This window comes from Oceanisphaera sp. (assembly GCF_052084945.1).
Taxonomy (GTDB): Bacteria; Pseudomonadota; Gammaproteobacteria; order Enterobacterales; family Aeromonadaceae; genus Oceanimonas.
Map to the genome: position 1 here is coordinate 1 of NZ_JBQDEX010000129.1, position 6,418 is coordinate 6,418.

Genomic DNA, 6,418 nt, shown 5'->3' on the forward strand with positions numbered 1-6,418 from the left:
TATGTTGGATATGGGCTTTATTACCGATGTGCTGAAGGTCATGCAACTGACCTCACCCAAGCGCCAAACCTTGCTGTTTTCTGCAACTACGTCACCGGCTGTGAATGAGCTATCTCATAAAATTTTGACCAATCACCAGCAAATTCGTGTCGCTAAAATTAATAGTACCGCAGACACCGTGACGCATGCAGTGTATCCGGTTGAAGAAAGCCGTAAAATTGAGCTTTTTGAACAGTTACTGACAGAAGAAAACTGGTATCAGGTGTTGGTGTTTACCAGTACCAAAGAGCAGGCCGACAGGCTGTTAGCGGGATTAAAAAAGAGCAAAGTTGCCGCCGCTGTGTGCCATGGGGATAAAAGCCAAGGCTCTCGCCGCCGTGCGATAGCTGATTTTAAATCAGCCAAAATACAGGTACTTATCGCCACTGAAGTGGCCGCTCGCGGCTTAGATATTCAAGGCCTTGATTATGTGGTGAACTTTAATTTGCCATATCTACCAGAAGATTATGTACACCGTATTGGTCGTACTGGCCGTGCTGGCGCCAGAGGTACCGCCATTTCGTTTGTTAGCCGCGAAGAAGAACAAGCCCTAGAGCGCATTCAAAAGCTAATTGGCAGCCAAGTGAACCGCATTATTAAACCGGGCTTTGAGGTTACAAGCCGCGGTTCATTGTTAAAAAGCCTGTCACGCAAGGTGATCACTGGTCGCTCAAACCGGGCCAGCGAAACTGTGATTGATTTAGATAATACAGGTGATACTAGGCCTAAAGGGAAACCACGCCGTGCTAAATCGCTAGATGAGACCAGCAGTGGCGGGGCGGCGAGAGCACATGTGAAAAAAAATCATAACCCGAAAGAAACTGGCCCCAAAAAGAAAACATTACGGGGCAAGCGCGCCAAGTAATATTCGCGCTAGTACGGAGGTGAGTTAATGTATCACTCCATTTGGCGGGCTCGGTATCACACCGAGCCCGCCTTAGTTTAAGAGCAAGGCTTGGGTAGCAACACTTTTATACTGTGAAAAATGCTACCCTGTTTATCTGCCTTTGATAGAGACGAATATTCCGCAAAATATGATGATGAATAGTCAAATTTACGTAGCAGGTCGCCTGTGAAAATACCTAAACGTTTACAGCCGCTCGTTGATGACGGCTTAATTGATGCCGTACTCAGTCGGCTCATGAGTGGGAAAGAAGCTGACGTTTTTGTTGTGCGCTGTGGTGAGCATATTCGCTGTGCCAAAGTGTATAAAGATGCCGCTAAACGCAGCTTTAAAAAAGCCGCTCAATATAATGAAGGGCGCAAAGTACGTAATGGCCGCCAAGCGCGAGCCATGGAAAAACGCTCTAATTATGGCCGCCAACAACAAGAACAAATGTGGCAAAATGCTGAAGTGAATGCGTTAGCAAGTTTAGCCGCAGCGGGCGTGCGTGTACCAGAAACGTTTGGCTGCGTAGACGGAGTCTTGCTGATGGAGCTTGTGACCGACGGCGAGGGTGATGTTGCCCCGCAGTTAGGTGAGGTGACCATGTCGGCTGAACAGGCCATTGAAGATCATGCCCTTATGATGCACTACATTAAGTTAATGCTGTGTGCAGGTATTATTCATGGCGACTTATCTGAGTTTAATGTGCTGGTAGATGACGATGGCCCTGTAGTCATTGACCTACCCCAAGCAGTAAATGCTGCCGCCAATAATAGCGCACAAGCAATGCTAGCACGGGATATTAACAATATGCGTCGCTATTATGGCAGTTTTGCACCAGCGCTATTGCATACCCAATATGCAAAAGAAATGTGGGTGCTGTTTAAAGAGGGCGAATTAACACCTAACTCTATCTTAAGTGGCGAGTTTGAAGACGACGGTAAGCATGCCGATGTTGGTTCGGTATTAGACGAAATTAATGCGGCAATGGAAGAAGAGTATGAGCGCCGTGAGCGTATTCGCGATGCCGGTGAGGGTGCTTAATGGCGTTTTAGGCAGTGAGGCCTGCCTAATGTTTAATCCCTATTAGGTTTAAGTTTTATGGCTCTGTGCCTTCGTGACTTTCATCATTCACGTGATGCGTTTTAGTGGCTGGTTGAACGCCAGGAAAACGTGCTGAGGCATAGCGTACAACTAATACTGCGAAGGCCAATAATAAAATAGCACCTGAGATATACAGTACGCCCATATCGGGCTCGTTATGATGTGAGATATCAGAGATCATCATGCGTGTTAGGGCAGTAATGGCCACATAGATTAAAAAGCGTACCGGCATGTGGTTGGTTTTAAAGTAAATACCCACCATGGCACCCAGCTCTAAATAGATAAACAGCAGCAAAATATCATCAATGGAGGCGGCTCCTTTATCAAACATGTCTAATGCCGCAATGGTTCCTGCCCATACGGTCATGCCGCCGATGGCAAATAGAGCAAGATAGTGAAAGACTTCTCCTAATAGGTTGCCGATCGACTCAGCGTGGTGATGTATGCTGGTTCGCAATGTGCCCTTTTTATATTTTCTCACTATCAATACTCCTTTCAAAAAAGAGAGAAATATAGCAAAGCCTGCTTTGTAGGCAAGTCGGTGCCGCTATTGTTAGCTCATATATTATCAGTCACCTACAGCAATAGTACCAATCTACCCCGAGCGTAGATACTCTGTTCGACCCCTTTAGGCTTTGCTATGGTTGTTACTCGATTGAAATCGACCTTACAGAAGTCATAGAGCCTGATCAGTTAGTTTTTTAGACTGGCATAACAGGGTTTAACGTGCTTTGTGCTTTGTTAATTGGCCTATAACACAGAGAAGTGTATTTTTAACTGGCAGCATACGGGAAGTAGCACGACGACAAGCTATATTTAAGCCAAGTTTAAGATAGACTTATTCGATTAAACGCAAATAGGCAGTTGTAATGGATATTTTTTGGGAAGCATTAGTCCACGGCATACCCAGTGAACGAGAGCTGGCGCATATTTTAATGCGCTTACTAGCGGCCTCGTTATTGGGCGCCATTATTGGCTTTCAGCGCGAAAAAGCAGGAAAACCGGCCGGGCTACGTACCCATATTTTAGTTTGTTTAGGCACAGCTGTGTTTATTTTGGCCTGTTCAGGGGTGGGCATGACCTTAGATGCGCAGTCGCGGGTGATTCAGGGTGTGGTGACGGGCATTGGTTTTATTGGCGCGGGTACCATTTTAAAACTAGACAGCCAACAAGCGATTAAAGGTCTTACTACTGCTGCAGGAGTATGGATGACCGCAGCCATTGGTGTGGCAGTGGGCTTGGGGAGCTTGGGAGTGGCCTTGCTGGGTACTTTATTTACCCTTATTATTTTGGCCTTGGCAGCACCACTTGAAAAACGAGCAGAAAAAATACGAAACACAAAAAACGACAGTGACGAGTAGCCGTAAAAAATAATAAGTGCCGTTTAATAGCATAAAAAAAGCCGCCTTCACATGATGTAGGCGGCTTATTCATTAGCGCACTGAATTATCGCGGGTGAATAGCGCTACTACGCTGTGTGTTCTTTAATGATATGGGTACCCGCGGTACCTGCCAACAGTGCCAAGGCATCAGACAAGCGGCCAATGGCGCTAAAGCCTCCAGACTCAGCAAAGTTGCAAGCGGCATTAATTTTAGGGCCCATGGAACCTGCGGGCAAATTCATCGCATTACTTTCAGCCACCGTTAAGGTATGTAATGGCTTTGCTTGTGGCGTACCAAAGCCATGGTATACCGCTTCAACATCGGTTAATAATACCATGGCGTCTGCGCCTAATTGCTTAGCTAAGAATGCAGTAGAAAGATCTTTATCGATTACTGCTTCAATGCCTTGCAAATTATTATTGGTATCTCGTACCACCGGAATACCGCCACCACCGTTACAAATAACCACTACTTTTTGATCAACTAGCGATTTAATCACTTGCAGGTCGGGTATTTCTGTTGGTTTTGGTGAGGCCACCACCCGACGCCATTTATCGCCATCTTGCGCAATTTGCCAGCCGGCTTTTTCTGCCTTTTCGTGGGCTTCTTCTTTATTGTAAACAGGGCCAATAAATTTAGTTGGAGTTTGAAAGGCCGGATCGTTCTGATCAACCACCACCTGAGTGAGCAAGGTAGCTATGGGCAACTCATTTTTTAGGACGTTACCCAGCTCTTGCTCAACTAAATAACCAATCATACCGGCGGTTTGTGAGCCCAAGACATCCATTGGGTGATGTTCATTTGGGCTAAAAGCGGCACATTGTAATGCCAGTTGTCCTACTTGAGGGCCGTTACCGTGAGTGATCACGAGCTGATGGCCAGCTTTAACTATTTCTGCCAAAGCGCGCGCGGCAACTTTGACATTGTCGCGCTGTACTTGTGCTGTTTGCGGCTCACCGCGCTGTAATAAGGCATTTCCGCCTAGTGCTGCTACAACTAACATACTTAAGCTCTTAGCGTTGCGCGCAATACCACTAAGATATCACGCATACGAATTTAACTTGATAAGGGCTGAATAACCGCTTATCAAACGTCTGTTATGTGATTTTTTGATGCACTCGTTAAGGGTGCTAATTTGGCTAGTGATGGTGAACGGCGTGAGGATGAAAGTACGCAGAACATCATAATCAAGCAGCTTATAGTACGCATTTACCGTCGTAAATACAGCAGTTAGTGATCACTTTCTAAGAAAAAGTTAAATATGCTGGCCACTGAATGAGCGCACTGTATAACAGGTACAAGGGGGCTTGCCCCTAATGTTATACTTGGTTTGTGCCAGGCTCAGCGTGAGCGGTTAATATTACTGGCACTTGATTATAGCCTCCAAGAGGGGCTTGCTCGCGCACCATTTTCAGTTTGGGCGCTTGCGTGAATGAGCTTACCTGAGTGAGCAGTGCTTGGGTGATCACTCTTAGTTGTAAGCTTGATAATAGCCGGCCGGGACAAACATGCTTACCCACGCCATACACTAAGTTATGGGCCGCGTTAGCGTTAGGGGCAAACTGATTATCACCAAAAACGGCTTGGTCACGATTAGCAGACGTCCAGTTAAGATGCACTCGCGCCCCTGATGGTATCACGTGTTTGCCAATGGTTACTGGGCAACGGGTGATACGCCGATTTGACACAAAAGGGTCATCAATGCGTAATATTTCATCAATTGCAGCATCAAGTTCAGCATCGGGAGCATGAGATAAGCGTTGAGCATAAGCGGGGTGTTTGACTAAATAGGCCACAATAACCCCCACACATAGCGCCAGTGATCCTAAGTCGCCGCCTGTCCAGTTTCGTAAAATAGAGATTAATTCAGACTCTGTTAGTAACCGGCCGTCTACAGTGTCTTTGCATAAACGTGAAGTCACATCATCGGTATCTAAAAGAGAACGGTTGGCTGTTAGGTGGCGGCGAGGCTCGATTACAGAGCGGATAATTTGATCAAAGTCTTGCGCTACTGTCGCCATTTGGCTGTTATTTTGGGCGCGGTTAGCACTATGGTTGTCACGCATCCACTGTAAAAGAGTGGGTTCTAACTCCGCAGGCCACCCCAACCAAGCACACTGAGCACGTACAGCAAACACAGCACCTATGTCGCTGACAGCGTTAAGCACGGTTTTTGTAGGTAATGATCGTACTAAATCGTTAGCCACTTGGCTAAACGTGGTAATAAAAGGCGTGAGTGCTGCTGCGCTTAGATAGCAGTCTATTAGTTGTCGATATTTATTGTGCTCTTGGCCATCTAAGCCATTGGGTATTTGTACAAAACGCGATACTTGACTAGAAAAGCGTTCATCATCTAGCGCGGCGTTAACTACATCGTCATGGCGCAACAGTATGTAATCACCTGCTTCATTTTGTACTATAGTTTCTGATATGCGCTGAGTGTCTGTAAGAGCGCGAACATCATTATTGAGAGTGAGTTCCTGCTTAACTTGTTTTGCTGACATCGGCTTGCTCCTTAACCAAGGGCACCGCCAAATATAGAACGCTAACACAGGCGAGCGGCGCAGAATGGTTTATATGTTGACTCTTGTTCTTCAGATTAACCGAGTGTTATTGGCCGAGCAAGCCATTGTGGCTCTCTTATCAGGGCGATAAACGTACATGCACACGTTTAGTTTAGTAAAAAAGTGACTTTTAATTCAAGTTTCAGCTGCACGGCCGATATGGTCTAACGCCTTTTGATATCTGCATTATCCTCAGTGGGTAATAAGCTGTTATTGATATTTGTTATTGACTGTTTATCTGCCTTGTGGGTGTTGGACGTCATATGGTTATTGGGGAGCTGCCATGCAAAAATTTAAGTTAGGTACCGTTTTTATTGCTTTTGTCGCCTTAGCGCTGGCACTACTGACTTTGGTGTCGACACTGATTAACGTCAATCAATTTTCTAATTTGTACTACGGACAAACAGAACAAGAGTATCTGCCAAACAGTGTGGGTTTGACA

The 6,418-nt window shown here is 45.9% G+C and carries 6 protein-coding genes; 3 read left to right on the top strand and 3 right to left on the bottom strand.

Annotation, left to right across the window (positions count from 1 at the left end):
• Together ACTHY5_RS10555 and ACTHY5_RS10560 are read left to right on the top strand one after the other, a co-directional pair.
• Positions 1-904: DEAD/DEAH box helicase (locus tag ACTHY5_RS10555; protein ID WP_441879429.1), on the top strand; the 904-nt coding region annotated here is incomplete at its 5' end.
• 207 nt (positions 905-1,111) lie between these two features.
• On the top strand, positions 1,112-1,969 hold the full coding sequence (locus ACTHY5_RS10560) for a PA4780 family RIO1-like protein kinase (protein ID WP_441879431.1): 858 nt from the start codon (positions 1,112-1,114) through the stop codon (positions 1,967-1,969).
• Positions 1,970-2,024: 55 nt separating this feature from the next.
• On the opposite strand, the gene ACTHY5_RS10565 is transcribed toward ACTHY5_RS10560, so the two are convergent.
• Entirely contained in the window at positions 2,025-2,510 is a 486-nt protein-coding gene (locus ACTHY5_RS10565) for a phosphate-starvation-inducible protein PsiE (protein WP_441879432.1), read from the bottom strand.
• A 388-nt stretch (positions 2,511-2,898) separates the two neighbouring features.
• Here ACTHY5_RS10565 and ACTHY5_RS10570 point away from each other — a divergent pair, with 388 nt between their 5' ends.
• Positions 2,899-3,390: an MgtC/SapB family protein gene (locus ACTHY5_RS10570; protein WP_441879434.1), complete on the top strand. Its 492-nt coding sequence runs from the start codon at positions 2,899-2,901 to the stop codon at positions 3,388-3,390.
• Between the two features lie 107 nt (positions 3,391-3,497).
• Here ACTHY5_RS10570 and arcC read toward each other — a convergent pair whose 3' ends face one another.
• Entirely contained in the window at positions 3,498-4,415 is a 918-nt protein-coding gene (gene arcC, locus ACTHY5_RS10575; protein WP_441879436.1) for a carbamate kinase, read from the bottom strand.
• 316 nt (positions 4,416-4,731) lie between these two features.
• Entirely contained in the window at positions 4,732-5,916 is a 1,185-nt protein-coding gene (locus tag ACTHY5_RS10580; protein ID WP_441879438.1) for a cytochrome P450, read from the bottom strand.
• Positions 5,917-6,418 lie beyond the last annotated feature (502 nt).